Raw genomic sequence first — 25,468 nt, forward strand, 5'->3', positions numbered from 1 at the left:
CATGGCGGCCGGGAAGAAAGCCGGGCGAGCGCCAATCCCCGTGCCGCCCGTCGTTGCGTCGGCCGCAGCGGCGGTGGGGCGTGACGCCTTCCTTCTGCAGAGCGAACTGGTCGACGCCTATTTCGTCCGCCGGTCGCCCGTGCTCTTCGTGACGTTCGACAACCTCGCTTCGGTCGGCGAATACGACCCGCCGCAACCCTGGCTCCAGATCCGTGCGGCGGATTGCGGTTTCTCGATCCTGGGGCTGATCGCGAAGCGCAAGGACTGGTATCGCAACGAAGACGCGCCGCGGTTGTTGACGGAACTCGCCGCGGCCGGGCTGTTTCAAAGGTTCGAGCGTATTGTCTTCACTGGCACTTCGATGGGCGGTTACGCCGCGCTGACGCTGTCGCGCATCGTGCCGGGGGTCGAGGTGCTGGCCTTCAGCCCGCAATCGACGCTGTCGCGCAAGATCGCGCCGTTCGAAAAGCGCTACCGCTACGCACACCGCAAGTGGGACTGGGAGAGCCCGGCTTACCTCGACGCCGCCGAGGCGGTGGAGCGGGCAGGGCGCGTCTGGCTCTTCTACGATCCGTTCGTTCCTGAGGACAAGGCGCATGCGGCCAGACTCGACGGGCCGAACGTGCGGCACCTCCGGTGCCGCCATTTCGGCCACCGGGCGATCCGCATGCTGAAAAGCTGCGGAGTGCTTGACGACATCTTCCGCGACATTGGCGAGGGCCGATTTGACGAAAGGGCGTTCTTCTCTGCGCTGCGCACCCGCCGCGACGTGCATTCCTGGCGCAAGGCGCTGGTCGGCGAGCTGACCGCGCGGGGCCATCCGCAGCTTGCGCTCAGGGCTTGCGACTGGATCGAGGCGAAGACCGGATCCGCGCGCTATATCCGCCGGGTCCGAGAGGACCTCGCGCCGGAGCCGCAGATGCAAGATGCAGCCTCCCCGGCGCCCGAGCAGCCACCTGTCATCCGCGAGATCACGATCGACGAGGGCGACCCGCAGGACCCTTTTTCGGGCCGCATCATGCACCTTCGCAACGCGCTCGCCGTGCCGGAGCGGGGCCACGACGCCAAGCTCGCCTCTGGGGTGCTCCTGTCCGACGGGAGCTACTGCGATTTGTCGCGCGCCTGGATCCGGGCGCGCAAGGCGATGCCCGAGCCGACGCTTACGCCGGGCGAACCGATCGCGGACCTGGCCGGTCGTCACCTCTATGCTGGCCACATGCGGGGGCATTTCGGCCATTTCCTCGTAGAATCGACGGCGCGGCTCTGGGCGCTCGGATGGCTGGAGGGGGAAATGGACGGCATCGTCTATCTGCCCTATCGCGGTCCGGTCGGGCCGGCAAACCGCGCCATCGGGGCCTATCGCTTCTTCTTCGACCAACTGGGTATCGAGCTGCCGATCCGCGCAGTCGACGGCGCGACGCGAGTGGAAGAGCTCTACGTGCCCGAGCTCGGTTTTGGCTGGCTCGAACGCTACGCGGGCTCGCCCGCTTACCGCGCCTTCATGCGGTCGCGGCTGGGGCAGGGGGTGGAAGCGGAAGGGTCGGAAAAGCTCTACGTGTCGCGTGCGAGGCTGCCCTCGCAGCGCGGCGGTGTGCTGGGCGAGACCGTGATCGAGGAAAACCTTGCCCGGGCCGGTTACGAGATTTTCCATCCCGAGAAGCACGACCTGCGCACGCAGCTCGCCCGCTACAAGGCCGCCCGCCAGATCGTGGCGCTCGACGGCTCGGCGCTGCATCTGGCGGCTTACGTGATGGATGAGAGCCGCCGGGTGGGCATGATCCTGCGCCGGTCGAACGCCAACGCGGCCGACTATATGCTTCAATTCCAGACATTTTGCGGCTTCACCCCTGACGTGATGAACGTGATCCGCCGCGAGTGGGCTTCGGGCGAGTCGACGCGGATCGATTTCCGCTCGGTCGGGGAGCTCGATTTCACCCGCCTTTTCAAGGAACTGACTCGGCTCGGCTATGTCGACCGGGACTTCCGCCCTGATCTGCCGGAGCAAGCCGAAGTGGACGCCTGGCTGAAGGACTTCGCCGAGCGCCGAGGTGACGAGTTCGCAACCGTCGGCGATGCCGAGGAGGACTAGCCGTCTTTCGCGCGGTCGAGCACCATCGCCCCCGATTTCGCGCCCGCCTCAACTGCGGCGAAGCCCGCCTCCGCTAGCGCGCCCGGAAAGGCGCCCGGTCCGAGCATCCGCGCCGTCAGGATGATCCGCCGCAGGCGCGGCGTTAGTGCGGCGACGATGATCTCGGGGCTCAGACGCGGATCGTTTGCGACGAGCACCGTGGGGTTGAAGTCGCGCATGAGCGCTGCGAGCCCGTCTGCCGTTTCACCGTCGTCACCGGCAAAGAACAGCGGACCATCGGTGACCTTCAGTCGCGAGGTGTCGTCGAGCCCGTTTCTGACCGCCACCTCTCGACCGACCCGGGCGAGTTCCGCGCGTTCCTCCTGCGAAAGCGCGACGAGGCCAGGATGGGTCATGGCCGAAAGGACGGGCAGGAACGAGATGCCGGCACCCACTTCCAGAAGCCGGTCGCGCTTTCCAACCAGATGCCGACGGTAGCGCGCGTTTCGGCGGTCGAACTTGCCCGCAGCGATCTCGGCCAGCGCCGCCGGTCCGAACACGCGTGGGTCGGCGGGCAGGCTGACGCCGTGGTTCTCCACCCATTCGAACGCGATATCTGTCGTCCGGTCGATCCGGGCGGGCAAGTAGGTCTCGTCTGCCGCCGAACCGAAACCCTCGACAGGCGCGCTCCGCCGTTCGGATTTCGGGCGCGCTGCGGATTTCTTCTCGACCTCAGACATCAGCGCCGCGATCTTCGCCGGATCGCGGGCCTTGGGCGGCTTAGCCGAAATCTTCGTGAGAGGGACCTCCGAAGCCTCGATCAGCGACGCCTTCAACTCCTGATAGGCATCAGTCTGCTTGTATTCCTCCAGCCGCGCCTCGACGCGGTCGAGCGCCTCGTGGTGCAGCCGGTTCAGGACCGGATCCTTCAGAAGCTCCGCCGCGATCCGCGCGCGGTCCGCCGAATAGCGCAGGATGTTGGTGTCCTTCACCTCGTTCCGGTCCTGAAGCGCCCAGTAGTCTGCGTTGTACTTGTCCCTCTTCAGGTTGACGTTGCCGCGCAGCTTGCGGACCGCGTAGGCGTCGATTGACTTGACCGCGTAGTGGTTCATTTGCGCCCAGTCGTAGCCGAGCGTGCGGCGGATCGAGCGCCAGCCTCGGAACTTGAAATAGTCCTCCATCGGCAGGCCGGAGCCGTTCAGCCAGTGGACGCTCGCCGGATAGTCGGTCTTCAGGACCTTCGACTTCATGGTTGGGCGGTGGATGCCGAGCTTCCAGATCTCGGGATCGAACTTGAAAAGCGTCTTCACGCCCCAGCCCTTGTTCCAGAGGGGCGGGGCGGCATGGAGATATTGCTCGGTCACCGGCGCGCGGGACCAGTCCTGAACGCCGCCCGAGCCAAAGATGCGCCAGGTGATCACGATACCGTTCGCCTCTCCGGCGGCCGAGATCATCGAGTCGAGCCGCCCGTCGCCGTAGTTAATGCAGAGGAACTCGTCAGCGTCGAAGAGAAGGACCCAGTCCGACTCCATCACGACGGGCTCGACCTGCGCATGCTTGATCGCCGAGGGCTGGGGTTTCACGCCTTCGGGAATGACGTTCCGCCGGTGATGACCAAGGCCCAGCTCTTCGAGCCGGATCAGCATGTCGTCGGTGCCGTCGCTGCAATCGTTCGTGTAGACGAGGATGTCAGTGAAGCCGACGGCGAGGTGATGGGCGAACCACTCGATCAGGTAGGGCGCCTCATCCTTCATCATCGACACGGCGGTGATGCGGCCGAGCGGGCTTATGTGCTTGGCGAGATCGATCCGGGTGGCCCGCGTCATTCTTCGAGCGCGAGCGACGGGTCAATACCCACCTGTTCGCACATCCGGAAGGCATAGCTGCCAGGCGGCGGCACATGCTTGCGCCACCAACGCCGCGTGCCGTTGGTGTAGAGATGGACCGAGAGTGTTTCGTCGGTGAAGTGGCCCTCCACGCGCCCGTAGGGGTCGAAGAAGACGTCGTTCAGTTGGAACGGCACGGGGTAGAGCCCCGCCCGAGGCAGAGCATTCTTGATGATCCCGGTGACGCGCGCGAAATGGGTGAAGGCCTGCGGGCCGAACGCGGTGCGTTCGGTCGCGTAAATCTTCGCGGCGTGGGAGAGCTTGTCGGGCTGCTTGTCCATCTTCTTGCGTTGCCGCTTGTTCCACCATTCCGGGTAGTCGGGCAGGTTGTCGTAGTAGTTGAGCAACTGGTCCATGACCTCGCAGCGCTGCGGCAGGCCGATGACGCCGCAATTCAGCGCGCCTGAAAGCCCGTGCTCGCCGAAGACATAGTCCATCCCGTCGGGGAAGGGCCGGTGGCAGAAGGCGTCGCAGTCGATCCAGATTGCGCCCGTCTTCCGAATCATCTTGTAGCGGAAGACGTTCGACAGGAAGGACGCGCTCGTTCGGGCGACGAGGGCCATGTCGAGGTCCATGATCTCGGCGGCCGGCCGGATCTCGACCCCTTCGGGCGCGTCTTGCACGTCGTCAGTCACGTAGAGCGTCGTCGGGTGACCCTGGTCCACGTGGGACTTGAGGCAAAGCTGGTTGAGGTAGTGAAGGCGCGGCCCGATCCAGAGGGAGGCCACCGGCCTGCGGTTTGCTTCTGTCATGTCCTTGCCTGTCTCGGGGCCCGTCCCGGGGCTTCTTTCGGCCATGGATACTTCAATTGCGGTGCCCACGGAACAGAAAACTCGGGACCGTGGGTGACAGGGCGCGCCGGTCCTTGTAGCTTGCCCGAAAACCGTTTCGGGCAGCATGGGCATCAGCATCAACATCGCAACGCATATGGCGCGCTGCACACCGTTCCTGGCCGGCAAGACGCAAGGCATCATGCTCGGCCGCCAGAAGATGCACTTTCGTCCCGGCTGGAAGGGGCGGCTCGTGCGCAACCTCGCGGCGCTTGGCATCGAGGCCAGCGAGGAGGAGCTGTTCCAGGAGGACGGGTTTTGCGAAAGCTTCCTGAAGGCCATCGGCTGGCCGCCGCTTCAAAGCCTCGATTTCTCCGACATCGAGGGGGCGGAGTTCATCCACGACCTGTCCGAGCCGGTCGGAGACGATCTGAAGGACCGGTTCGAGGTCATCTACGACGGCGGCACGACCGAGCATGTGTTCGACATCGCGACCGCGTTTCGCAATGCCCATCACATGCTGAAGGCGGGCGGCGTCTTTCTGTCCTGCGTCGGCACCGACGGATGGTTCGGCCACGGCTTTTACCAGGTCGGCCCTGACATCCCCTGGCGGTTCTGGGGCGCCTCGCTCGGCTATGAGGTGCTTGGCGTCTGGACCTTTCCGCGTGCGAGCCGGGAGGAGCCATTCGCCATTCCCGACCCGACCCACACGGCGCGGGGCGCGACACGGTCGTTCGACCAGCCGCAATTCATCTTCTACGCGGTCAGGAAGCCCGTGGAACCGGTCGCGCCGAAGCCGGTCATCCAGTCGCACTATGTCGATTACTGATCCCGGAGGCAGCCGTGGCTGAACTGAGTGTCGAGGAAGAGCTTGCGAAGCTCAAACGCCGTCAGGCGCGCAACATGCGCCATGCCCATGCGCAGGGACTGATGCAGGGCATCCTGTCGATGCTGCGTCCGGGCGACGTTGTGCTGGATTGCGGCGCCAATGTCGGCGCTGTGACCGGTCCCCTGGCGGCCACAGGCGCCGACGTGCATTCCTACGAGCCCGATCCTTGGGCGTTCGGCGTGCTGTCCTCGGCCTTTGCCGATACGCCAAATGTCACACTCCACAACGCCGCTGTAGGTACGAGCGCGGGCGCGATCCAGCTCATGCGCGCGGATAATTTTGATAAGAACCCGAAGGGCGCGTCGGTAAAAAGCACGATCGTGACCGGTGGCCGGCGGATCGACGAAGCCGAAGGCAGCGCGATTGAGGTCGCTCTGGTCGATTTGCCTGCGACGATTCGCGAACTCGTGCGGAACCACGGCGAGATCGCCTTTCTGAAGATGGATATCGAAGGTGCGGAACTGGAGCTTCTGGAGACGATGCTGGCAGAGGATCTGTTCGCTCAAATCCGGCTGACCGTCGCCGAGACCCACGAGAAGAAGTTCCGCGACCTCGCGCCGCGTTTCGCGGAACTGCGCCGCGCCGTCGCCGAACGCTACCCGGCGACGAAGGTCAACCTGGACTGGATTTGAATCCGTCGTCGGGCCCGCCGATCTGGCCCAGCCGTCGTACGCCCGCCTGGCGTTGCAGCATGTCCTTGCCCTGCCGCGACAGCCCCGCCTCTTTGATCAGAAGCCAGCGCCTGTAATGCACCGTGAAGATTTCGCGGTCCTCGGGTAGCGGCTGGCCGCGCAGCATCCCGCCGAGGATGTAGTGCTGCTCCTCGTCCATCAGCCGCACCTCGAGCCCGGATTTCCGGATCGCGACCGGAAGGCTCATCTGGTCGAGATAGGGACGTTTCTTGGGGATGTCCGGTGTCGCGTCGATTGTCTGCGCGACCTCCATCCAGACTTCGGGAAAGCGCTTGCCGTCGGGGTCGCGGAAATCCTCGGGAAAGGTCACGAAGCCCGAACTGTAATAGGGCAGACGCGGCTTGCCGCGCTTCTGACGGGCGAGCATCATGCGTTCGGCCGGCACCTCCATCCCGCAGGCGCCGTAGATGCCGGTCCAGATCGACTGCGGCGCCCAATTCATCGAGGCGGCGGGTGTCAGCCGGACCGCGCCGGGTGAGACGATGTTTTCCACGCGGTTCGGCCGAAGGCAGAGGATGTCGGAATCCATGAAGCCCGAAAAAGCGGTGTCGCGCGCTTCGAGCGCGGCAAGGATCTTGTTGCCATGGGGGTAGGGCGGGTCGAAGCGGCCTTCGGTCGGGAATGTCCTGAGGTCGCAGTCCAGCCGGCGAAGCGCCTCGACCACCTCGTCGCCGACCTCGCCGAAGCGATGTTCGGGGCAATAGCCAACGAGTCTTATCCGCGGCCCGAACTGTTCGCGGATCGAGGCGGCGAGATAGCAGGCCATGTTTTGGTAGTGCGGTGGCTCGACGATGAAGAAGAGCGTCACCTCCGCGGCGTCGATCATAGGTCTGCCCGTCACCTGCGGCGCCTCACCGCGCCCTCCCGCGAATTGAACCGGGCGGCGGCTCCGATGTGAAGCGCCCGCGCCGAGAAGGCCGCCAGAGCGGTGTATCGGGGCAACAAAGCGGTCAAAGCTGCGCCTCCGCCCGGGGCCAGAGCCGGCGCGCTGCGAGCGTGGCGGCGGCCGCGAGCAAGCCCAGAAGGATCGAGGCCGCCGCCATGCCCGCCGCCGCGCCGAGCCAGCCTGCAAGGGGATATGTGACGAGCCAGGCAGCATGGCTCAGCGCGAAATGGGCGGCGTAGAGCGCGGGCCGCTCGGACGGTGCAGCCGCCCGGCGCAGGAGTCGCCCGCCGGGCGTCAGGATCGTCGCGTAGCCAAGCCCCATTGCGGTCATCCAGAGAAGGTAGAGCGGCCAGAGCGCCTCGGAAAAGACCTGAGCGGTCGCGAAGATCACCGCGCCGGCGATCTGAAGGACGGCGAGCAGGACCGCGCCCGACAGCATGACGGAGCGGTCGGCGATCCGGTCGAGAAGTCTCGGCAGGATCAGCGCGGCCGCCATCGAACCAGCCCCGAAAGCGGCGGTCGCGACCGCGAACTGCGCCTCGCCGCGCCCGAAAAGCGCGCCGGCGATGACGGCGGTGTTGACGATGACCATCGCCCCGCCCGCCGCCGCCGCGAAGTTGAGCGCGAGAAGGCCGCGCAGTTCGGGCCGGGTGAGCATCATCCGACTGCCCGCGAAGGTGCGCTGCCATGCCCCGGCCGGCGCGCGCGTTGCCGGCGGCGGCGGGTTGGCCCAGGTCACGAGCGCCGCCGAGCCGAGAAAGCCCAACGCAGTTCCCAGGAAAAGACCGTTGGCAGGAACGACCAGCAACAGCAGCGCGGCGAGCGACGGGCTCGCGATGTTCTCGATGTCGTAGGCGAGCCGCGATAGCGACAGGGCGCGAGTATAGCTTTGCTCGTCCGGCAGGATGTCCGGAATCGTCGCCTGGAAGGTGGGCGTGAAGGCTGCGGAGGACGCCTGAAGGAGGAAGACCAGGACATAGATCTGCCAGATCTCGGTGACGAAGGGCAGCGAAAGCGCGATGCCCGCACGGATCAGGTCGAGCGTGACGAGAAGCCCGCGCCTCGGCAGACCGCCGAGGATTGCATTGGCCAGCGGCGCGAGCGCGACATAGGCGACCATCTTCAGCGTCAGCGCGACGCCTAGGACAAGCCCGCCCCTGAGCCCCGCCAGATCGTAAGCGAGAAGCGCAAGCGCGATGGTCAGAAGCCCGGTACCGAGAAGCGCCGTAACCTGCGCGGCGAAGAGCCGCGCGAACCCGGAATGGGCGAGGGGCGCGAAGAGGCCCAGCACCGCTCAGGCCCGTCTGAGCGCCGCAGTGAAGATTCCCATCCCCACCAGCGCCGCACCCCCCGTACGGCTCAGCCACAGCCGCACGGATGGCTGCCGGATGCGCGCCCTGAGGCGGTCGGCCAGAAGCGCGTAGGCGAGGGCATTCACCGCCGCGAGGCCGACGAATGTCGCGATCAAGACCGCGAACTGCGGCAGAAGCGGCACCCCGGGTCTGATGAACTGCGGCACGAACGCGATGAAGAACGCGATGGATTTAGGGTTGAGCGCGGTCACTGTCGCGGCATGCCTGAAAATGCCGCGCGCGGGGATGTTCGCCCCGGTAGCAATGCCGAGGCCTACGGTCGGTTTCGCGCGAAGAAGCTTCACCCCCAGCCAGACCAGATAGACTGCGCCGATCCATTTCAGGACCGTGAAGAGCGCCGCCGAGGCGAGGACCAGAGCGCCCAGCCCGGCCAGCGACGCGCTCATTGCGATCAGGTCGCCGAGCGCGACCCCAGCCGCCGTCGCCAGCGCGACACGGCGGCCCTGCGAGATCGCGTAGCTGAGGATCAGAAGCACCGTCGGCCCCGGTATGAGAAGCAGCGCGGTCGACGCCGCGACGAAGGCCAGCCAGAGATCGAGCGACATGGATGTCTTTCCGCAAATTAATCCTCGCGGAGCGAGCCACGGCTGTACGCGGCTGTCAATGCGGCCCGCGCCGGCAACCGTCACGGGACCGCCCATGGAGATGCCTACCAGTGCTTTAGTCTCGTATGCGGACACCGCAACGGATCTTGACCCCGCCCGACTGCGCCACCAGCATGACTCGTGACGGAGAGGAGCCCGATGTGACCGCCATTCCCGCCTCGATCGACGCCGTGGTTAAGATGCTTACCGATCAGGACTATGTCTCCGGCCGCGACCTCGGCACCGTCGTGTTTCTCGCGCTGAAACTCGGGCGGCCACTCTTTCTCGAAGGCGAGGCGGGCGTCGGCAAGACCGAAATCGCCAAGGCGCTTGCCTCCGCGCTCGGTCGCCGTCTGATCCGGCTTCAGTGCTACGAAGGGCTCGACGCCGCCTCGGCGGTCTGCGACTGGAACTTCGCCGCCCAGATGATCGCGATCCGTACCGCCGAGGCGGGCGGAGGGGCCGACCGGGACGCGCTGAGGGCCGAGCTTTTCACCGAGGATTACCTCATCGAGCGCCCGTTGCTGGCCGCGATGCGTCCCCAGCCGGGTGGCGCGCCGGTCCTTCTGATCGACGAACTCGACCGCACCGACGAACCCTTCGAGGCGTTTCTGCTCGAAGCGCTTTCCGATTTCCAGGTCACGATCCCGGAGCTCGGCACCATCAAGGCGCCCGAACCGCCGATCGTCATCCTGACTTCGAATCGCACGCGCGAGGTCCACGACGCGCTGAAGCGCCGCTGTCTCTATCACTGGGTCGACTATCCGAGCTTCGAGCGCGAGATGGAGATCGTCCATGCCCGCGCCCCCGAGGCGGCCGAGACTCTCAGCCGCGAGGTCGTGGCGTTCGTCCAGAAGCTCAGGACCGAGGACCTGTTCAAGAAACCCGGCGTTGCAGAGACGATCGACTGGGCCAAGTGCCTCCTCGCGCTCGACGTCATCGCGCTCTCGCCCGAGGTGATCGCCGACACGCTGGGCGCGATCCTGAAGTACCAGGACGACATCCAGAAGATCGCCGGCTCGCCCGCAAAGCAGATCCTCGACGAGGTGCGGGCCGAGCTGGCGGAGGCATAAGGATGGAACGCGCACGCACCAGTCGCCGGCCACCCGGGCCGGATCGGCCGGGAAGCCGGATGCCCCGATCCTCGGAACGCCCCCTGCTTCTTCTGTTCAGAAATACCTCGGGGGTGCGGGGGCGGCGCCCCCGCTTCGCGCCGCATGTCTGAGAGCGCAGCACTCGACATTCCCGAGGACGGCAAGCTCGCCGCCAACATCACCCATTTCGCCCGCGCGCTCAGGAAGGCCGGGCTCAAGGTCGGCCCGGGCCGCGTCGTCGAGGCGGTCCGCGCCGTCGAGGCGGCGGGCTTCACCGAGCGGCGCGACTTCTTCTGGGTGCTTCACGCCTGTTTCGTGTCGCGCCCCGAAGAGCGCGCCGTCTTCGCTCAGGTTTTCCGGCTCTACTGGCGCGACCCGCGCTATCTCGAACACATGATGAGCCTCATGCTGCCCGCGATCCGCGGCGTACAGGAGGAACGCCCGGCAGCCGCCGCCGAGAAGCGCGCCGCCGAGGCGCTGCTCGACGGCATCACGCGCGATCTGCCCGAGATGGGCGAGGGAGAGGACGACGAGGTCCGGATCGAGATCGACGCGAGCCAGACAGCGTCCGAGGAGGAACGGCTGAGGTCGCTCGATTTCGAGCTGATGTCGGTGGCCGAGACCGCCGTGGCCAAGCGCATGATTCGGCGGCTGTCACTGCCGGTGCGGCCGCTCGTCTCGCGCCGCACCATGGCTGATCCGAGGGGTCGCATCGCCGACTGGCGCGGGACGATGCGCGTCGCGATGCGGCGTGGCGGAGAAGTCGCGGCGCTGCAGGTCAGGAAGCGCCGGCGGCGCTGGCCGAACCTCGTCGTCCTGTGCGACATCTCGGGGTCGATGTCGCAATACAGCCGGATGGTGCTCCACTTCCTGCACGCGGTCGCGAACCGGAAGGGCGCGGGCTGGGCGAAGGTCCACGCCTTCACCTTTGGCACGCGCCTGACCAACATCACCCGGCATCTTGCGACGCGCGATGTCGACGCTGCGCTCGCCGCCGCCGGGGCGGAAGCACAGGACTGGGAAGGGGGCACGCGGATCGGCGCCTGCCTCCATGCCTTCAACCGCGACTGGTCGCGCCGCATGATGGGGCAGGGGGCCGTCGTGCTGCTGATCACCGACGGCCTCGACCGTGACCTGCAGCACGACCTCGGCCGCGAGATGGAGCGGCTGCAGCTCTCTTCGCGGAGGCTCGTATGGATCAACCCGCTCCTACGCTGGGACGGATTCGTCCCGAAGGCACGTGGAATCGCCGCCATGCTGCCCCATGTCGACTGCTTTCGCGCCGGCCATTCCATCGCGACGCTCGAGGCGCTGGGCGAGGCGCTAAGCACAGCGCACGGCGACGGCGAGAAGGCACGGCTGATGCGGCTGATCGGCGGATAAGCACCGGTCGAGCAGGCGCCCTTTTTATTCGTGGAACATCGCGTCTCGCGGCGCGTTAGTGTTACGAGATCATAAGTTTAACTCAGGAGACCTGACGATGCACCGACCCTGGAACACCACCACAGCGCTGATCGCGAGCCTTTCGCTCGCAGTACCGATGCCGGTCGGGGCGCAGGACACGGCGGAGGTTCCCGAAATGTTGTGCGCTGACGGCAGCGAAACGCCCTGCGCGCCGGGCGTGGCGCAATTGCCGTCGTCTGAAATGATTTGCGAGGATGGCTCGGATCTGCCCTGCGCCGAGAGCGTGTTCGCGGTGCCGAAGCAGGCGATGATCTGCGCTGACGGCGCCGAACTTCCGTGCGCAGAGGGCGTGTCGGCGAGCGTCCGGCCCGAAATGGTCGAAGTGCTAGCGGAATTGCACGCGCAGGCGGGGGCCGTCGCACCGGAAACGGAGGCCACGGCGGAGGAGACGGCTGAGGCGCCGGTCGAGGAGGCTCCGGCATCAGAGGGCGAGGCTACGGCCGGCACCGAGCCAGACACGGGTGCAGGTGATGAAGTCGCGTCCGAGACGGAGACAGAGGCCGAAGCGACCGAGCAAGCCGACGCCGTTGAGACCGAAGTTGCGCCGACGACCGAGGGCACCAGCGCCGAGACGGCAGCGGAAGGCTCGGGCGAGACCGAAGCGACGCCCGACGAATCCGAGCTTGCGGCCGCGCTCGAAGCGGAGGCGCAGGCCGAGGCCCAAGTCGAGGCGGGCGCCGAGACCGAGCCGGGCGAAGAGGTGGCCGCAGCCGAGGTCCCCGCCGAGACCACCGAGGAAACCGTCGTCCCAGAGCCCGACACCGCCGCAACCACGGAATCCGACGCCGCCGCCCCCGCCGAGGGTGAAGCGACGGCCGAGTCTGAGGCGGCACCTGCCGAGGCCGAGACGGTGCCAGAGCTGCCCGTCCAGCCCGATCCCGCGTCCGGCGAGGCGCCCGTCGCCGCTGCCGCTGCGGCGCCGGAGCAGGCGGAGGCGACCGCCGATGTGACCGAAGAGGTCGTGACCGAAGAGACGACGCGCTCGTCCGACGAGGATTTTGCCAACAAGGTGAACGAGGCAGCGGCCGCATCCGGTCCGGCGAAGGACGACAACGGTCTGTCCGATACCGAGAAGGCCGTGCTTCTGGGTCTCGGCGCGGTTGCGGTCGGGGCGATCCTGTCCAACAACCGCAAGGTCGAGCTGAACTCAGGCGACCGCGTCGTCGTGTCGCGCGCGGACGGCACGCAGCAGATCATCAAGGACGACAATGCGCTCCTCAGGCAGCCCGGTTCGACTGTCAGGAACGAGACCTTCTCGGACGGCTCGACGCGCACGACCGTGACGCGCGATGACGGCTCCAGGATCGTTACGATCCGGGATGCCGAATACCGCGTCCTGCGCCGCATTCACGTCGCGGCAGACGGGACGGAGACGATCCTGATCGACGATACGATAGCGGTTGAACCCGTCGACATCGCGAGCCTGCCGGATCCCGCGCCCCAGTTGGTGTTCGACCCCAATGCAAACGAGGACGCGCTGCGCGCGGCTCTTGCGCGCGAGGCCGAATTCGATCGGCGCTTCACGCTGGCCCAGGTGCGCGGCATCGAGCGGGTTCGGGCGCTCGTCCCGGTCATCGACCTTGACGCGATCACTTTCGAAACCGGCTCGGCGGCGATCCGTCCCGATCAAGCGCGCGCGCTGTCTCAGCTCGGCAATCTAATCCGCAGCTACGTGGACGAGGATGCGCGCGAGATCTTCCTGATTGAGGGTCACACAGATGCGGTCGGATCGGCGGCATACAATCTCGCGCTGTCCGACCGGAGGGCGGAATCGGTCGCGCTCGCGCTGACCGAGTATTTCGACGTGCCGCCGGAGAACCTCGTCGTTCAAGGCTACGGCGAGGAGTTCCTCAAGATCCCGACCGAGGATGCCGAACGCGCCAACCGGCGGGCGAGCGTCCGGCGAATCACCGACCTGCTGCAATCCGCCGCGAACTGACGCAAAACCGCGAATGCGCAAGGATCGGGTCGCGCCCCAGTCGGGCGCGGCCCATTGTCCTCGCAGCCCTGAACGACGGAGATTGCGATGAGGCTGCATTACGAGCCGATGGACAGCGACATGGTCCGCGCCTTGCGGGCGGGCGGCCCAGACGCCAATGGTCAACCGCCCGAGCGCGGCGCAATTTCGACCGGGCAGGGCGAGCCGTGCCGGCATTGTCTTGGCCAGGTGCCGGACGGTGCCGAGTTTCTGATCCTTGCCCACCGGCCGTTTCCGGCGCTGCAGCCCTATGCGGAATGCGGGCCGATCTTTCTTTGCGCGGAGGACTGCGCGCCCTGGCATGGGGAGGGTGTGCCGCCGATCCTGAAAATGAGCCCTGACTATCTGCTGAAGGGTTACACCGATGATCACCGCATCTTCTATGGCACGGGCCGCATCGTGCCGCAGGACGAGGTATCCGTTTATGCCGCGACGCTTCTCGACGACCCGCGCGTGGCTTTCGTCGACGTGCGCTCCGCGCGCAACAACTGCTTCCAGGTACGAATCCGCCGCGCTGAATAGGCGCGTGGGCCGTGATCCGACTGCGGCCGCGTATCGCGACCAAGCCATTGCCCCGCGCCCCGGACGGGTGTCAGGGGCGCTCATGCGGGCCGTCGCTCAGACCTGAGGAGAAAGGCCCCGACACCGACCTTTTGGCACTGGCGGCGCCTTTGGCTCCGGCTCATATTGAAGGCCGGAGGACAAGGCATGGACAGGCCCGAATACGACCGCATTCCCGAGACCGCGCTCGACTGGCAACATGCCGGCGACGGCGCAGCGATCGCTACGGTGGTCGAGACCTGGGGCTCAGCGCCGCGGCCTGTCGGCAGCCAGCTTGCCGTTTCCGGCAAGGGCGAGATGATGGGCTCCGTCTCTGGCGGATGCGTCGAGGGCGCGGTCGTCGAAGAGGCGCATGCCGCGCTGGTCGACGGTACGCCGCGTCTTCTGACCTTCGGCGTGAGCGATGAGGAGGCGTTCGCCGTCGGACTGGCCTGCGGCGGCACGATCCGCGTCTTGGTTGAACCCGTGGGCGCTGCTCTCCCGGAGGCCATGCTCGCCGATATCGTCGCCGGGCGGGAGGGGCGTGTGCCGGTCGCCTATATCGTCGACCTTGAGACTTGGGCACGGCGGCTGGCCCCCCGCGACGGCACCTTCGCCGAACGGTTCCGTTCGGACAAGTCTGGCATCGAGGGCGCCGAGTTCGTCCATATCCATAACCCGCCGCTCAGGATGATCATCGTCGGCGCGGTCCACATCGCCCAGCCGCTTGTCCACATGGCGCGGGCCTGCGGCTACGATCCCCTGATCGTCGACCCGCGCGAGGCCTTCGCCTCAGAGTCGCGCTTCCCGGGCGAGGTGATCACCCACGATTGGCCAGACGAGGCGATCGCAGCCGTGGGGCTCGATCAGCGCACGGCGGTTGTAACACTCACCCACGATCCCAAGCTCGACGACCCGGCGATCCAGGCCGCATTGCGCTCGGAGGTGTTCTATCTTGGTTGCCTCGGCTCCACACGGACGCATGCGAAACGTGTCGCGCGGCTGACGGAGGCCGGGTTCACGGAAGCGGAGATCGCCCGCATCCATGCGCCGGTCGGACTTGATATCGGGGCCAAGTCGCCGGGTGAAATCGCGGTCTCGGTCATGGCTCAGGTTACATCAGTGCTGAGGCGCGGCTGATGCGGTTCGGGCCAGTGGACCTGGACGATGCGAAAGGCGCGGTGCTCGGGCATTCGCTGAGGGTCCAAGGGCGGAAGATCGCGAAGGGGCGGGTGCTGTCCGCGTCCGACATCGCGGCGCTGAAGGCAGACGGTGTGGCGCGCGTCACCGTCGCGCGGCTCGAGCCCGGTGATATCGGCGAGGATACCGCTGCGGCGCAACTAGCCGCCGCGCTCGTGCCCGAACCCGAGGCGGCTGGACTGACGCTCTGCACGCCGCACAGGGGACGCGTGAACCTGAATGCGACGGGGCCGGGGATCGTCGGGATCGACGCCGCGCGCATCCACGCGCTGAATCTGATCGACCCGTCGATCACGCTCGCCACGCTCGCGCCCTATGCGCGGGTGTCCGAGGGGATGCTGGTCGGTACCGTGAAGATCATCGCCTATTCGGTGCCGATCGCGGCTCTCGACCGGGCCGTCGCGGCCGTCGAGGGCGGTGCGGTCCGCGTCCTTCCCGTCATCAGGAAGTCCGCGGGCCTGATCCTGACCGACGCGGGGGGCGAGGCAAGCAAGCTCGAAACCAAGTCGCGGGAGGTGATCGCTGGCCGGCTGCGCGCGCTGGGAATGGATCTGGCGGGAGTCGAAACGGTGCCGCACGAGGAGGGTGCGATCGCCGAGGCGCTCACGCGGCTGCAGGGGGATATGGCGCTGATCCTGACCGGGGCTGCGACCTCGGACTTGAACGATGTCGCGCCGGAGGCGGTGCGGCGCGCGGGCGGCCGGGTCGCACGCTTCGGAATGCCGGTCGATCCCGGCAATCTGCTCTTTCATGGCAATCTCGGCGACCGACCGGTGATCGGCCTGCCGGGCTGCGCCCGCTCGCCCGCGCTCAACGGCGCGGACTGGGTGCTGGAACGGCTGGCTTGCGGGCTCGAGGTGACGGATGCCGATATCGCGGCGATGGGCGTCGGCGGGCTTCTGAAGGAGATCCCGATCCGGCCCCAGCCGCGCGAGTGGGACCGGGACCGGGACCGGAATGCCTCCGGCGGAGGGATTTGAGCCGGGTGTGTCACAGAAGACCCTGGATGAGGATCATCAGGGCGCCCATAACCACGACATAGCCGCCGTCAATCAGTGCCGCAGCACCGCTCTTCTGGCTGAAGAGGCCGCCCGCGAGCTGCAGGACGGCGAGGGCGAGGATCGCCGCGATGGCGGTGCCGAGCGCGTTCACCTGCGCCGTCAGGCCGATGACGAGCGCGAGAAGGAACGTGCCCGCGAGCTGCAGCAACATTGCCGCGACCGGCAGGCGCGCGGGCGGCTTGATGCCGTGGCTGCCCTTCGCCCAAGCCTTTCCGAAGATCGGGCCAAACCAGAGCATGCCGAGGGCGAATGCGATGAGCGTGCCGACGATGATGGCGGGCCAGTTGAGCGGGTCCATAGGTGTCTCCTCTCGTGGTCAGGCGTATTGGTCGTGCCGGCGGAGCCAGGCCTGCGTGTAATCCAGGCCTTCCTCGTCGCGGCCTTTCGGCGTGAGGTCGAGCATGTGGTACGCGCCGTTGATGGCCTCTAACCCCCGGCCAAAGGTCGAATAGGTGTGAAGGATAGTGCCGTCCTCCAGGCGTTCGAAGACGCTGAGGCCGGGGGCTTCGGGGCCATTGAAATTGCCCTTCCGGAAGTTGTAGACATTGCTTTTTGTCTCAAGCTCTTCCGGCGTGAAGCTCACGTTAAAGTCCTCGTTGAAGTCGCCTCCGGAGGCCGAGACCCAGCGGAAGCGCCAGTCCATGCGCTTCCGGTAGGCGTCGAGCTTGTCGTAAGGCGCCTTGGAGATGCAGGCGAAGGCCGTGTCGCGGGCGGCGAGATGGACGTCGACACCGTCGAAATTGTCAGCCCAGAACGAACAGCTCGGGCAGCCTTCTTCCCAGTCGGTGCCGTACATGAAGTGATAGACGACGAGCTGCGTATGCGGGCCGAAGAGGTCGGCGAGGCTGACCTCGCCACCGGCGCCGGTGAAGCGGTAGTCTTTCTCGATCCGCACCTTCGGCAGGGCGCGGCGGCGGGCGGCGAGATCGTCGCCCGCCCGCATATGGGCCTTTTCGGCATCCAGAAGTTCGAGACGGGCAGCAAGCCAGGTGTCGCGGTCGGTGATCGAGGTCATGATCTCCTCCTCATGCGAATTCGGCCTGAAGCGCGTCGAGAATCCCGCCCCAGCCCTTTTCATGGTTGTCCCGCATCTCTTCGGAGGCGAACTTCACATGGGTCAGCGTCACGCGGGTCGCGTCGCCTTCAGGCGAAAACGCCAGTGTGACGGTCGAGCCGTCGGTCGAGAATGGCGATTCCCACGTGAAGACGATCCGTTCGTGCGGGCGCAGTTCGAGGTAGGTGCCGGCATGGGGGATCTGCTTGTCGCCCGCTTGCATGAGAATGTCGAAACGCCCGCCCTCGCGGGGGTCGTTTGTCGCCTGCGGGATTGTCACATCGGCGTCGGGACGCATGAAGCGCGATATCATCTTGGGGTCGAGCCAGGCGTCGTACAGGCGCTTGGGGTCGGCCTTGATCAGGCGGGTGACGGTCAGGGTGAGGTCGGTGGCGGTGTCAGTCATCAGTCATCTCCTCGGTAAGCAGCTGTTCAAGGGCGTCGAGCCGCAATTCCCAGATCGAGCGCAGATTGCGGAACCAGCGGTCGATCTCGGCCAAGGGCTCCATTTGCACTTCGATGATGTGTTCGCGCCAGGAGGTGCGGCGGCTGACGAGTCCGGCGGATTCGAGAACCTTGATGTGCTTCGAGACGGCATTGAGGCTCATCTCGAAGCGCGCCGCAATCTCGGTGACGCGGGTCGGGCCGTCCTGCGCCAATAGCGTCAGGATCGCCCTCCGCGTCGGGTCGCTCGCGGCCTTCAGGATCTCGGTCAACCGGTCTATATGCGCTCGTTCAACCATATGGATGAATTACACCGGGAGACAGTGTCAGTCAACCAAAAAGGTGAATGATGCCGCCGATGGCCCCGTCACGGCCGCAAGAGATGGCTCAGGTCAGAGAGGCGAAAAGGGCGGAGAGGCGCTCCGCCTCGGCGGCCAGCCCGTAGGGTGCGTTGACGACGAATAGGCCGCTGCCCAACATCCCGCGCCCACCGCGTGCGGGCGGGAAGCTGACTTCGTGGCGGAGCGTTTTCGGCAATCCACGTGCCTCCAGCGCGGCGAGCATTGGCGCATGCGCGTCCGAGGCGAGGATCGGATACCACAGTGCGACGATTCCGACGTTCCATTTCGCATGTATCTTCGCGACGAGCGGCGGCAGGGCGCCGTATTCCGCCTTCACCTCGAAGCTCGGGTCAATGAGCATCAGGCCCCGGCGCGGCTCGGGCGGGGTGATCGACAGAGCGAATTTCAGTCCGTCCTCCCGCCGACAGGAGGCACCGTAAGGGCTCATGGCTGCTTTGAGTGCGGCAAATTCCTGCGGATGAAGCTCGGCCAGGTGCAGTCGGTCGGATGGACGCAGCAGCAGCGCCGCGAGAAGCGGCGAGCCGGGATACGCGGCCGCCCCGTATCGTGCGCGCAGGTTTTCAACTGACCGGCGATACGGATGGTCCGCAGGAAGAACCTGGAGCGCGCGACCGATTCCCGCCGCCGCCTCGCCGGTCTTCACCGCCTCGGCCGCGTCGAGCGCATAGAGCCCGCGCCCGGCATGCGTCTCGATATAGCTGAGCGGCTTTTTCTTCCGCGTCAGGTAGTCGAGCATAACGGCCAGCGCCGCGTGCTTGTGCACGTCGGCGAGATTCCCGGCGTGGTAGCTGTGCTGGTAGGAAAGCATCGGCGCGCCCCTTTCACGGGCGTCAAGCGGCGCGCTCGTGCGCCGCAGTTACCTCGGGCCGATCATCATCACCATCTGCCGGCCTTCGAGCTTCGGCATGTTCTCGATCTTGCCGATCTCGTCGACATCGGCCGCCACGCGCTTGAGAAGATCGAGCCCCAGCTCCTGGTGCGCCATTTCGCGGCCGCGAAAGCGCAGTGTGACCTTCACCTTGTCGCCCGCCTCGAGAAACTTCACGACCGAGCGCATCTTGACGTCGTAGTCATGCGTGTCGGTGCCGGGGCGGAACTTGATTTCCTTGATCTCGATGACCTTCTGCTTCTTCCGCGCCTCGGCCTCTTTCTTCTGCTGCTCGTACTTGAACTTGCCGAAATCCATAATCTTGCAGACAGGCGGCGTCGCGTTTGGCGAGATCTCCACAAGATCGAGCCCGGCCTCTTGGGCCATCTCCATGGCGCGGACGGGTGTGACGACGCCGACATTTTCGCCCTCGGCGCCGATCAGGCGGATTTCTGGGGCGCGGATGCGATCGTTGACGCGAGGTCCGGTATCGCGAGTCGGCGGGGCGTTGTGAGGTCTGCGGGCTATGGTGGCACTCCTTCTGTCGTTGCCGTATCAGGTGCCGGGCAAATTAGTCGTGCGAGGTGGCTGTTTCAAGCCGGTTTCCGCGCGTCGCCACGGACCTGCTTTCCTATTCCGGGTGTTTCTGTCATAGCAACGAAGCAACCCCTCATCTCCAGTATTGTGGAGCGCTCAGAATGAATAGAAATGTGCTGATAGCCATACTTGCCGCAATCCTCGTGATCGGTGGTATCTGGTATTACTCCTCGTCCGAGCAGGTCGAGGAAGCGACGGGTACGGCCGAGCAGGCAGCAGAAACCGCGACCGAGGCGGCCGACACCGCCACGGAGGCGGCCGAGGATGCCACCGAAGCGGCGACCGAGGCTACGGATGACGCCGCTGCCACCGCCACCGAGGCAACTGATTCGGCGACCGAAGCGGCCGGCGAGGCTATGGACGCCACGACCGAAGCGGCTGGAGAGGCGGCGGACACCGCGACCGAAGCGGCCGGCGAGGCGATGGATGCCGCGGGAGAAGCTGCCGACGCAGCTGCCGGTGCAGCGGATGATGCTGGCGCGGCGATGACGGAAGCTCTCGATCCGGCGACATTCGACCCTGACAGCGTGATCGCCACGATCGACGCTTCTTCGCTTGACGAAGGGACGAAGGCGACGCTCAAATCCGCCGTAGAAGCCGCCAGGGCGAATCCCGACCTGGTGCAGCCGACAATCGATCAGATCAAGGCCGCGCTCGGCCTCTGATCCGACCCAGACAGAAATGAAGGCCGCGCGGCGCAGTCCGTGCGGCCTTTTTCTTTCGCGGCGTTTCTCGTTTTGACCGGCCACGCGGGCCGCGTTGATTCAGAACATGGCCCCGATCCGACGCGCATGTCAGTATGTCCTATGCTTGGACGGGTCGCGAGCGATCGCGCGGCGGGTATTGGGGGGGTGTAGTCATTGACCGTTGAGACCAGACCTCCTGCCGGATCCGTCGAAAAAGCCAATCTCATTGTCATGGGAAACACGGGCCGGCGCGCGGCCGCGACGCTTCTGTGCTCAGTTCTTTCAGCCGCGCCGCTTCGTTCCGAACCGATGGTGTGCCCGGATAGCGTGGTTAGCGTGACTTCTGGCAGCTCCCACGTGGCCGAGACAGTTTGCGAGGCCGCAGCGTTTGCCGAGGAGATGTTCGGGCAATGCAATGTGCCTTCGCTGGATCGTCCTGTTGCGATCCACGTGGTCGAAGACCTATTGGATGGCTGTGTCGCCCTTTATCACTGTGGAAACGACAAGATCGAAGTGCTTACGCCCGGAAAGGTCGATGAACGGCGCGACCCGGATGGCGCATTCTCATTTCTTCCCTCCAAGGACTATTTCCGAAGCATTATCGTCCATGAACTGTCCCATGCCGCCTTCGACAGCGTTCCTTGCCCGTTTTCAAGCTGTGCCGCCGCCAACGAATATGTCGCTTACTCGATGCAGGTGATGTCGCTATCCGAAGAGGAACAGCGCACTTTCGCAGCTCGCGCCGATCTGGACCGAAAGGTTTCGCGCGACGAACTGAGCAAGATGATCCTTTACTTCGCCCCGCATCGTTTCGCGCAAAGGGCGTGGACGCATTTGCAGCAGCGGGATGATCCTTGCGCGTTCATCGGCCAGATCACGGATGGCACGGTACTTCTGGATCGTGAACACTTCTAGTCACGGCCGCTTATGGGGCTCGATCGCATCTGGTGCCGTGCAGGTGGTGCCTGGTCCGGATCAGATGCCGTCGCCTACGAAGGCTTTCTCCACGACGTATTCCTGCGGGTCGGAGTTCGCGCCTTCGCGCAGCCCGAATCCCTCCAGAACGGCTTTTACGTCCATGTTAAAGGCGAGCGAGCCGCAGACCATCGCGCGGTCTGTTTCCTTGTCCATCGGCGGAACGCCGAGATCGTCGAAGACCTTACCGGATGAGAGGTTGTCTGTGATCCGGCCCATGCGCTCGCTCTTTTCCCGAGTCGTGGTCGGGTAGTATTTCAGCTTATCGCCGACGAATTCCCCGATCAGCGGATCGTCTTTCAGGCTCTCGACAAGCTGTCGGCCGTATTCCAGCTCATCGGTGGTCCGGCAGGTATGCATCATGATGACCTGGTCGTACTTCTCATACGTCTCTGGGTCGCGCATGAGGGAGGCAAAGGGGGCGATGCCGGTGCCTGTGGCGAGAAACCATAGCCGCTTGCCGGGCATGAGCGCATCGAGAACCAGCGTGCCCACGGGCTTGGGGCGCAGGATGATCTCGTCGCCCGGCTGGATGTGCTGAAGCTTGGAGGTCAATGGGCCGTCGGGCACCTTGATCGAATAGAACTCCAGTTCCTCGTCCCAGTTCGGCGAGGCGATGGAGTAGGCGCGGAGAAGCGGCTTGCCGCGTTCGTCCAGAAGCCCGATCATCACGAATTCGCCGGAGCGGAATCGCAAGGACTGCGGTCGCGTTACGCGGAACGAAAACAGTCGGTCGGTCCAGTGCTGCACCGCCGTGACTTCCTGGGTGTCCGGCAAGGTGCGGACGGGGGTGGCGTTCAGATCATCCACGGTTTTCAGATCGTTCATCACTTTCAAGGGCGCGCGTCACCCGCCCATCCTTCTAGTCAGGTTTCGAAAACGGGGAAACCCCCCGGATCAGGCTTTCAGCCGCGACCTATAGTCATGGTCTCGCCAATCGGCCCGAAAGATCCACTGGTCCTCTGGCTGGCGCTGGGCGAGTTCGTCGTCGATCTCGACCTCGTCGAATCCGGCGCGCCGCGCCATCGCGTATTGATCGGCGATCACGTGGCCCTTGGCGCGGAGCCGCCCCGCGTAGCCTCTCGCGCGCAGCTGGCGTGCAAGGCTGAAGCCGCGCCCGTCGGCGAAGCTTGGAAACGCCACGCGTATCATATCCACGCCGTCGAAGTCGGAGGGCAGCGCCTCGGGCCTCGTGTCCTCGGCGATGTCGAGCGTCTTCTCGCCCTTGTAGTCCTCGGCGTGAAAGCCGTCGTCGCGCACGATCACGCTCATGCTGCCGTCTCCTTGGTGTCGTCGTCCTGCGGCAGGGGGCGGCGCACAACCTTCCCGTTGATGAAGTGAATGCCGCATTCCTGTTTTTGCGTTCCACGCCAACGCCCTGCGCGTGGGTCTTCACCTTCTTTGACCGGGCTCGTGCAGGGTGCGCAGCCGATCGAAGGATAACCCTTCGCGACCAGGGGGTGGCGCGGCAAGCGGTTGTTGTCCATGTAGTCGATCAGGTCCTCGCGGCCCCAATGGGCAAGCGGATTAACCTTGATCCGCTTGTTGTCCTCATTCTCGAAGAACTGAATCGTAGCGCGGTCGGCGTTCTGGAAGCGCTTGCGGCCCGTGATCCAGCCGTCGAAGCCCATGAGTGCGCGTTCGAGCGGCACCACCTTGCGCAAGTTGCAGCAGGCATCGGTGTTGAACTGGTGCAGCGTCCCGTCCGGGTCCTCGAAATCCGTATCCCGTCGGTCGGCGCGGATCGTGCGGATATCCGTCAGGTTCAGTTTGCCCGCAAGTTCACGCTGATACTCCAGCGTTTCCGGGAAGAGCATTTGGGTATCGATGAAGATGACCGGAGTGCCGGGTGCAACGACCGAGACGAGGTGCAAGAGAACTACGGATTCTGCGCCGAACGACGACACCAGCGCCAGATTTCCGACCTCCGGATCGAAGAGTGCGCGTTCGAGCACAGCGGTCGCCGAATGGTGTCGATAGCGGTCGTTGAGCGCTGCGACGCGCTCGTCGATCGACGGGAGTGGGGCTTCAAGCGGCATCGCGCTCGGCCTCGGCCGGGTAGAGCGCGGCCTTGAAGGGCTCCGCGCCCAGGCGGCGATAGGCGTCGAGGAAAGTCTCCGTCGTGCCCTTGCGCAGGTCCAGATAGGCGCGCAGCAGCCGCTCGATCGCCGGGACGATCTCGTCATAGGCGAAGCCCGGTCCGGCACGCTCGCCGAGCGTCAGGTTCTCGGTGTGATCGCCGCCCAGTGTGATCTGGTAGTTCTCCACGCCCGCGCGGTCGAGGCCGAGAATGCCGATATGACCGACATGGTGGTGGCCGCAGGCATTGATGCAGCCCGAGATCTTGATCTTGAGCTGGCCGATTTCCTCTTCGAGCCCGATCGCCTTGAAATGCGTGGCGATCTCCTGCGCGACGGGGATCGACCGGGCGGTCGCGAGCGCACAGTAATCCATGCCGGGGCAGGCGATGATGTCGGAGACGAGGCCGATATTGGCCGTCGCCAGGCCTTCGGCCTTGAGCGCGGCGTGGATCGCCGGCAGGTCCGACTTGTGGACATGCGGCAGGACGACGTTCTGTTCGTGAGAGATGCGCAGTTCGCCGTGGCCGTATGTCTCGGCCAGATCGGCCAGAAGTCGCATTTGATCGGCCGTCGCATCGCCCGGCGTCGCTCCGTGGGCCTTGAGCGAGACAGTGACGATCGCGTAGCCCGGCGCGCGATGCTCGGTCAGGTTCGTGTCGGTCCAGGAGCGGAAGACCGGGTCGGAATTGCGCGCGGCGAGATAGGCGTCGTCGGGCGCGTTGCGGAAGGCCGGCGCGGCGAACTGCGCCTCGATGTCGCGCAGGACCTCTTGATCGACGCCGGAGAACTCCTGGCGTGTGACCTTGAAACGCTCCTCGACCGCATCGCGGAACTTCTCGATCCCGTTCTCGAAGACGGTGATCTTGATACGCGCCTTGAACTTGTTGTCGCGCCGGCCCATCAGGTTATAGGTCGAGATGATTGCCTCGAGATAGGGTAGAAGGTCGGTCTTCTTTAGGAACGGCCGGATCACCTGGCCCACCATCGGCGTGCGGCCGAGCCCGCCGCCCACGAGAACCTCGTAGCCTGTCTGACCGGACCCGCCCCGCACGATCCGAAGGCCGATATCATGCGCCTTGGTCACGGCACGGTCATGGGGGGACCCTGCGACGCCGATCTTGAACTTGCGCGGCAGGAACTGGAATTCGGGATGGTCGGTCGACCACTGGCGGATCAGCTCCGCCGTCGGGCGCGGGTCCTCGATCTCGTCGGCGGCGGCCCCGGCGAAATGGTCGGCGGTGACGTTACGGATCGTGTTCCCGGAGGTCTGGATCGCATGCATCTGCACGTCGCCCAGAGCGTCGAGCATGTCGGGAACGTCGGTCAGCTTCGGCCAGTTGAACTGGATGTTCTGGCGCGTGGTGAAATGGCCGTAGCCCTTGTCCCAACGCTCGGCGATCATCGCGAGCTGGCGCATCTGGTCGGGGTTGAGCGTGCCGTAGGGCACCGCCACGCGCAGCATGTAGGCGTGCAGCTGGAGGTAGAGGCCGTTCATCAGCCTGAGCGGTTTGAACTCGTCCTCGGTAAGCGAGCCGTCGATGCGGCGTTCGACCTGGGCGCGGAACTGGGCGTTCCGCTGACGGACGAAGGCTTCGTCGAAGTCGGAGTACTTATACATGACGCGCTTCCTGCTTGCCGTGCGGGTAGTTCGAGGGGCCGCGAGTGCGGAAAGCCTCGCGGAAATGAAGGGGTTCAGGTCCGTTGGGGCCGTTGCGGGCATCGGCGAGATAGGCGCCGACGATCAGGTTGCGCTGCTTTTCCGCCTGGATCAGCCTGAGTTGCGCATGCGCCTCGTCCTCGATCAGTTCTGCCTCGCCATGCTCACGGCTCCAGCGGTCGTCCGCGGTGAGGTAGACGACGTCACCTTCGATTAGTGCATTCGCGGTGACGACTTTCGGCGTGAAGGCGCGGCTCAT

27 protein-coding genes are annotated in these 25,468 nt (G+C 65.5%); 11 read left to right on the top strand and 16 right to left on the bottom strand.

Going from position 1 to position 25,468, the window contains the following annotated elements; translation table 11 throughout:
* The first annotated feature begins 1 nt into the window (after nucleotide 1).
* On the top strand, nucleotides 2–2,089 hold the full coding sequence (locus DEA8626_RS04460) for a glycosyltransferase family 61 protein (RefSeq protein ID WP_108851843.1): 2,088 nt from the start codon (nucleotides 2–4) through the stop codon (nucleotides 2,087–2,089).
* Here the strand turns inward: DEA8626_RS04460 and DEA8626_RS04465 are convergent.
* Entirely contained in the window at nucleotides 2,086–3,894 is a 1,809-nt protein-coding gene (locus tag DEA8626_RS04465) for a glycosyltransferase family 2 protein (protein ID WP_245890753.1), read from the bottom strand. The genes DEA8626_RS04460 and DEA8626_RS04465 overlap by 4 nt on opposite strands.
* Nucleotides 3,891–4,706 carry a glycosyltransferase family 32 protein gene (locus DEA8626_RS04470; protein WP_108853313.1) on the bottom strand — a complete coding sequence of 272 codons (816 nt, stop codon included), beginning with the start codon at nucleotides 4,704–4,706 and terminating at the stop codon, nucleotides 3,891–3,893. Before DEA8626_RS04470 ends, DEA8626_RS04465 begins: the two co-directional genes overlap by 4 nt.
* A 145-nt stretch (nucleotides 4,707–4,851) precedes the next feature.
* On the opposite strand from DEA8626_RS04470, the gene DEA8626_RS04475 reads away from it, so the two are divergent.
* Nucleotides 4,852–5,553 (top strand): class I SAM-dependent methyltransferase, encoded by a 702-nt coding sequence (locus tag DEA8626_RS04475; RefSeq protein ID WP_108851844.1) that lies wholly within the window; start codon nucleotides 4,852–4,854, stop codon nucleotides 5,551–5,553.
* Nucleotides 5,554–5,567: 14 nt separating this feature from the next.
* Nucleotides 5,568–6,245 (top strand): FkbM family methyltransferase, encoded by a 678-nt coding sequence (locus DEA8626_RS04480; RefSeq protein ID WP_245890756.1) that lies wholly within the window; start codon nucleotides 5,568–5,570, stop codon nucleotides 6,243–6,245.
* On the opposite strand, the gene DEA8626_RS04485 is transcribed toward DEA8626_RS04480, so the two are convergent.
* The 3 genes from DEA8626_RS04485 to DEA8626_RS04495 form a co-directional block, all read right to left on the bottom strand.
* Complete coding sequence (locus DEA8626_RS04485; protein WP_245890757.1) at nucleotides 6,226–7,146, bottom strand: GT-B fold glycosyltransferase domain-containing protein; 921 nt, start codon at nucleotides 7,144–7,146, stop codon at nucleotides 6,226–6,228. The genes DEA8626_RS04480 and DEA8626_RS04485 overlap by 20 nt on opposite strands.
* A 109-nt stretch (nucleotides 7,147–7,255) precedes the next feature.
* Nucleotides 7,256–8,482, bottom strand: a complete 1,227-nt coding sequence (locus tag DEA8626_RS04490) for an MFS transporter (protein ID WP_245890765.1) — start codon at nucleotides 8,480–8,482, stop codon at nucleotides 7,256–7,258.
* Between the two features lie 3 nt (nucleotides 8,483–8,485).
* The gene (locus tag DEA8626_RS04495) at nucleotides 8,486–9,109 is read right to left on the bottom strand and encodes a LysE family translocator (RefSeq protein ID WP_108851846.1); all 624 of its coding nucleotides are present in this window, start codon (nucleotides 9,107–9,109) and stop codon (nucleotides 8,486–8,488) included.
* A gap of 239 nt (nucleotides 9,110–9,348) precedes the next feature.
* On the opposite strand from DEA8626_RS04495, the gene DEA8626_RS04500 reads away from it, so the two are divergent.
* The 6 genes from DEA8626_RS04500 to DEA8626_RS04525 all read left to right on the top strand — a co-directional run bounded on the left by DEA8626_RS04500 (nucleotide 9,349) and on the right by DEA8626_RS04525 (nucleotide 16,404).
* On the top strand, nucleotides 9,349–10,221 hold the full coding sequence (locus DEA8626_RS04500; RefSeq protein WP_245890836.1) for an AAA family ATPase: 873 nt from the start codon (nucleotides 9,349–9,351) through the stop codon (nucleotides 10,219–10,221).
* A gap of 144 nt (nucleotides 10,222–10,365) precedes the next feature.
* Nucleotides 10,366–11,625 carry a vWA domain-containing protein gene (locus tag DEA8626_RS04505; RefSeq protein WP_108851847.1) on the top strand — a complete coding sequence of 420 codons (1,260 nt, stop codon included), beginning with the start codon at nucleotides 10,366–10,368 and terminating at the stop codon, nucleotides 11,623–11,625.
* Nucleotides 11,626–11,722: 97 nt separating this feature from the next.
* Nucleotides 11,723–13,645: an OmpA family protein gene (locus DEA8626_RS04510; RefSeq protein WP_181366357.1), complete on the top strand. Its 1,923-nt coding sequence runs from the start codon at nucleotides 11,723–11,725 to the stop codon at nucleotides 13,643–13,645.
* Between the two features lie 87 nt (nucleotides 13,646–13,732).
* Nucleotides 13,733–14,206: a DUF1203 domain-containing protein gene (locus DEA8626_RS04515; RefSeq protein ID WP_108851849.1), complete on the top strand. Its 474-nt coding sequence runs from the start codon at nucleotides 13,733–13,735 to the stop codon at nucleotides 14,204–14,206.
* 186 nt (nucleotides 14,207–14,392) lie between these two features.
* Entirely contained in the window at nucleotides 14,393–15,364 is a 972-nt protein-coding gene (locus DEA8626_RS04520; protein ID WP_108851850.1) for an XdhC family protein, read from the top strand.
* Nucleotides 15,364–16,404: a molybdopterin-binding protein gene (locus tag DEA8626_RS04525; RefSeq protein WP_108851851.1), complete on the top strand. Its 1,041-nt coding sequence runs from the start codon at nucleotides 15,364–15,366 to the stop codon at nucleotides 16,402–16,404. The genes DEA8626_RS04520 and DEA8626_RS04525 overlap by 1 nt, the downstream gene beginning before the upstream one ends.
* 10 nt (nucleotides 16,405–16,414) lie before the next feature.
* Here the strand turns inward: DEA8626_RS04525 and DEA8626_RS04530 are convergent, their stop codons facing one another.
* The 6 genes from DEA8626_RS04530 to infC all read right to left on the bottom strand — a co-directional run bounded on the left by DEA8626_RS04530 (nucleotide 16,415) and on the right by infC (nucleotide 19,741).
* Nucleotides 16,415–16,783, bottom strand: a complete 369-nt coding sequence (locus DEA8626_RS04530; protein WP_108851852.1) for a DUF1761 domain-containing protein — start codon at nucleotides 16,781–16,783, stop codon at nucleotides 16,415–16,417.
* Nucleotides 16,784–16,801: 18 nt separating this feature from the next.
* The gene (locus DEA8626_RS04535; RefSeq protein WP_108851853.1) at nucleotides 16,802–17,500 is read right to left on the bottom strand and encodes a DUF899 domain-containing protein; all 699 of its coding nucleotides are present in this window, start codon (nucleotides 17,498–17,500) and stop codon (nucleotides 16,802–16,804) included.
* A 10-nt stretch (nucleotides 17,501–17,510) separates the two neighbouring features.
* Nucleotides 17,511–17,945 (bottom strand): SRPBCC family protein, encoded by a 435-nt coding sequence (locus DEA8626_RS04540; protein ID WP_108851854.1) that lies wholly within the window; start codon nucleotides 17,943–17,945, stop codon nucleotides 17,511–17,513.
* Entirely contained in the window at nucleotides 17,938–18,282 is a 345-nt protein-coding gene (locus tag DEA8626_RS04545) for an ArsR/SmtB family transcription factor (protein ID WP_108851855.1), read from the bottom strand. The genes DEA8626_RS04540 and DEA8626_RS04545 overlap by 8 nt, the downstream gene beginning before the upstream one ends.
* Before the next feature lie 88 nt (nucleotides 18,283–18,370).
* Nucleotides 18,371–19,153 (bottom strand): 23S rRNA (adenine(2030)-N(6))-methyltransferase RlmJ, encoded by a 783-nt coding sequence (gene rlmJ, locus DEA8626_RS04550; protein WP_108851856.1) that lies wholly within the window; start codon nucleotides 19,151–19,153, stop codon nucleotides 18,371–18,373.
* A gap of 48 nt (nucleotides 19,154–19,201) precedes the next feature.
* A complete protein-coding gene (gene infC, locus DEA8626_RS04555) occupies nucleotides 19,202–19,741 on the bottom strand; it encodes a translation initiation factor IF-3 (protein WP_108851857.1) in 540 nt (179 codons plus the stop codon).
* Between the two features lie 170 nt (nucleotides 19,742–19,911).
* On the opposite strand from infC, the gene DEA8626_RS04560 reads away from it, so the two are divergent.
* Together DEA8626_RS04560 and DEA8626_RS04565 are read left to right on the top strand one after the other, a co-directional pair.
* A complete protein-coding gene (locus DEA8626_RS04560; protein ID WP_108851858.1) occupies nucleotides 19,912–20,475 on the top strand; it encodes a hypothetical protein in 564 nt (187 codons plus the stop codon).
* Between the two features lie 195 nt (nucleotides 20,476–20,670).
* Complete coding sequence (locus tag DEA8626_RS04565) at nucleotides 20,671–21,411, top strand: DUF6639 family protein (protein WP_146188832.1); 741 nt, start codon at nucleotides 20,671–20,673, stop codon at nucleotides 21,409–21,411.
* 60 nt (nucleotides 21,412–21,471) lie between these two features.
* On the opposite strand, the gene DEA8626_RS04570 is transcribed toward DEA8626_RS04565, so the two are convergent.
* The 5 genes from DEA8626_RS04570 to DEA8626_RS04590 form a co-directional block, all read right to left on the bottom strand.
* Complete coding sequence (locus DEA8626_RS04570) at nucleotides 21,472–22,299, bottom strand: ferredoxin--NADP reductase (RefSeq protein ID WP_108851860.1); 828 nt, start codon at nucleotides 22,297–22,299, stop codon at nucleotides 21,472–21,474.
* Nucleotides 22,300–22,368: 69 nt separating this feature from the next.
* On the bottom strand, nucleotides 22,369–22,743 hold the full coding sequence (locus DEA8626_RS04575; protein WP_108851861.1) for a DUF934 domain-containing protein: 375 nt from the start codon (nucleotides 22,741–22,743) through the stop codon (nucleotides 22,369–22,371).
* A complete protein-coding gene (locus DEA8626_RS04580; RefSeq protein WP_108851862.1) occupies nucleotides 22,740–23,510 on the bottom strand; it encodes a phosphoadenylyl-sulfate reductase in 771 nt (256 codons plus the stop codon). Before DEA8626_RS04580 ends, DEA8626_RS04575 begins: the two co-directional genes overlap by 4 nt.
* The gene (locus DEA8626_RS04585; protein WP_108851863.1) at nucleotides 23,500–25,170 is read right to left on the bottom strand and encodes a nitrite/sulfite reductase; all 1,671 of its coding nucleotides are present in this window, start codon (nucleotides 25,168–25,170) and stop codon (nucleotides 23,500–23,502) included. The genes DEA8626_RS04580 and DEA8626_RS04585 overlap by 11 nt, the downstream gene beginning before the upstream one ends.
* Nucleotides 25,163–25,468, bottom strand: a complete 306-nt coding sequence (locus tag DEA8626_RS04590) for a DUF2849 domain-containing protein (protein ID WP_108851864.1) — start codon at nucleotides 25,466–25,468, stop codon at nucleotides 25,163–25,165. The genes DEA8626_RS04585 and DEA8626_RS04590 overlap by 8 nt, the downstream gene beginning before the upstream one ends.

The organism is Defluviimonas aquaemixtae (genome assembly GCF_900302475.1).
GTDB classification, from domain to species: Bacteria; Pseudomonadota; Alphaproteobacteria; order Rhodobacterales; family Rhodobacteraceae; genus Albidovulum; species Albidovulum aquaemixtae.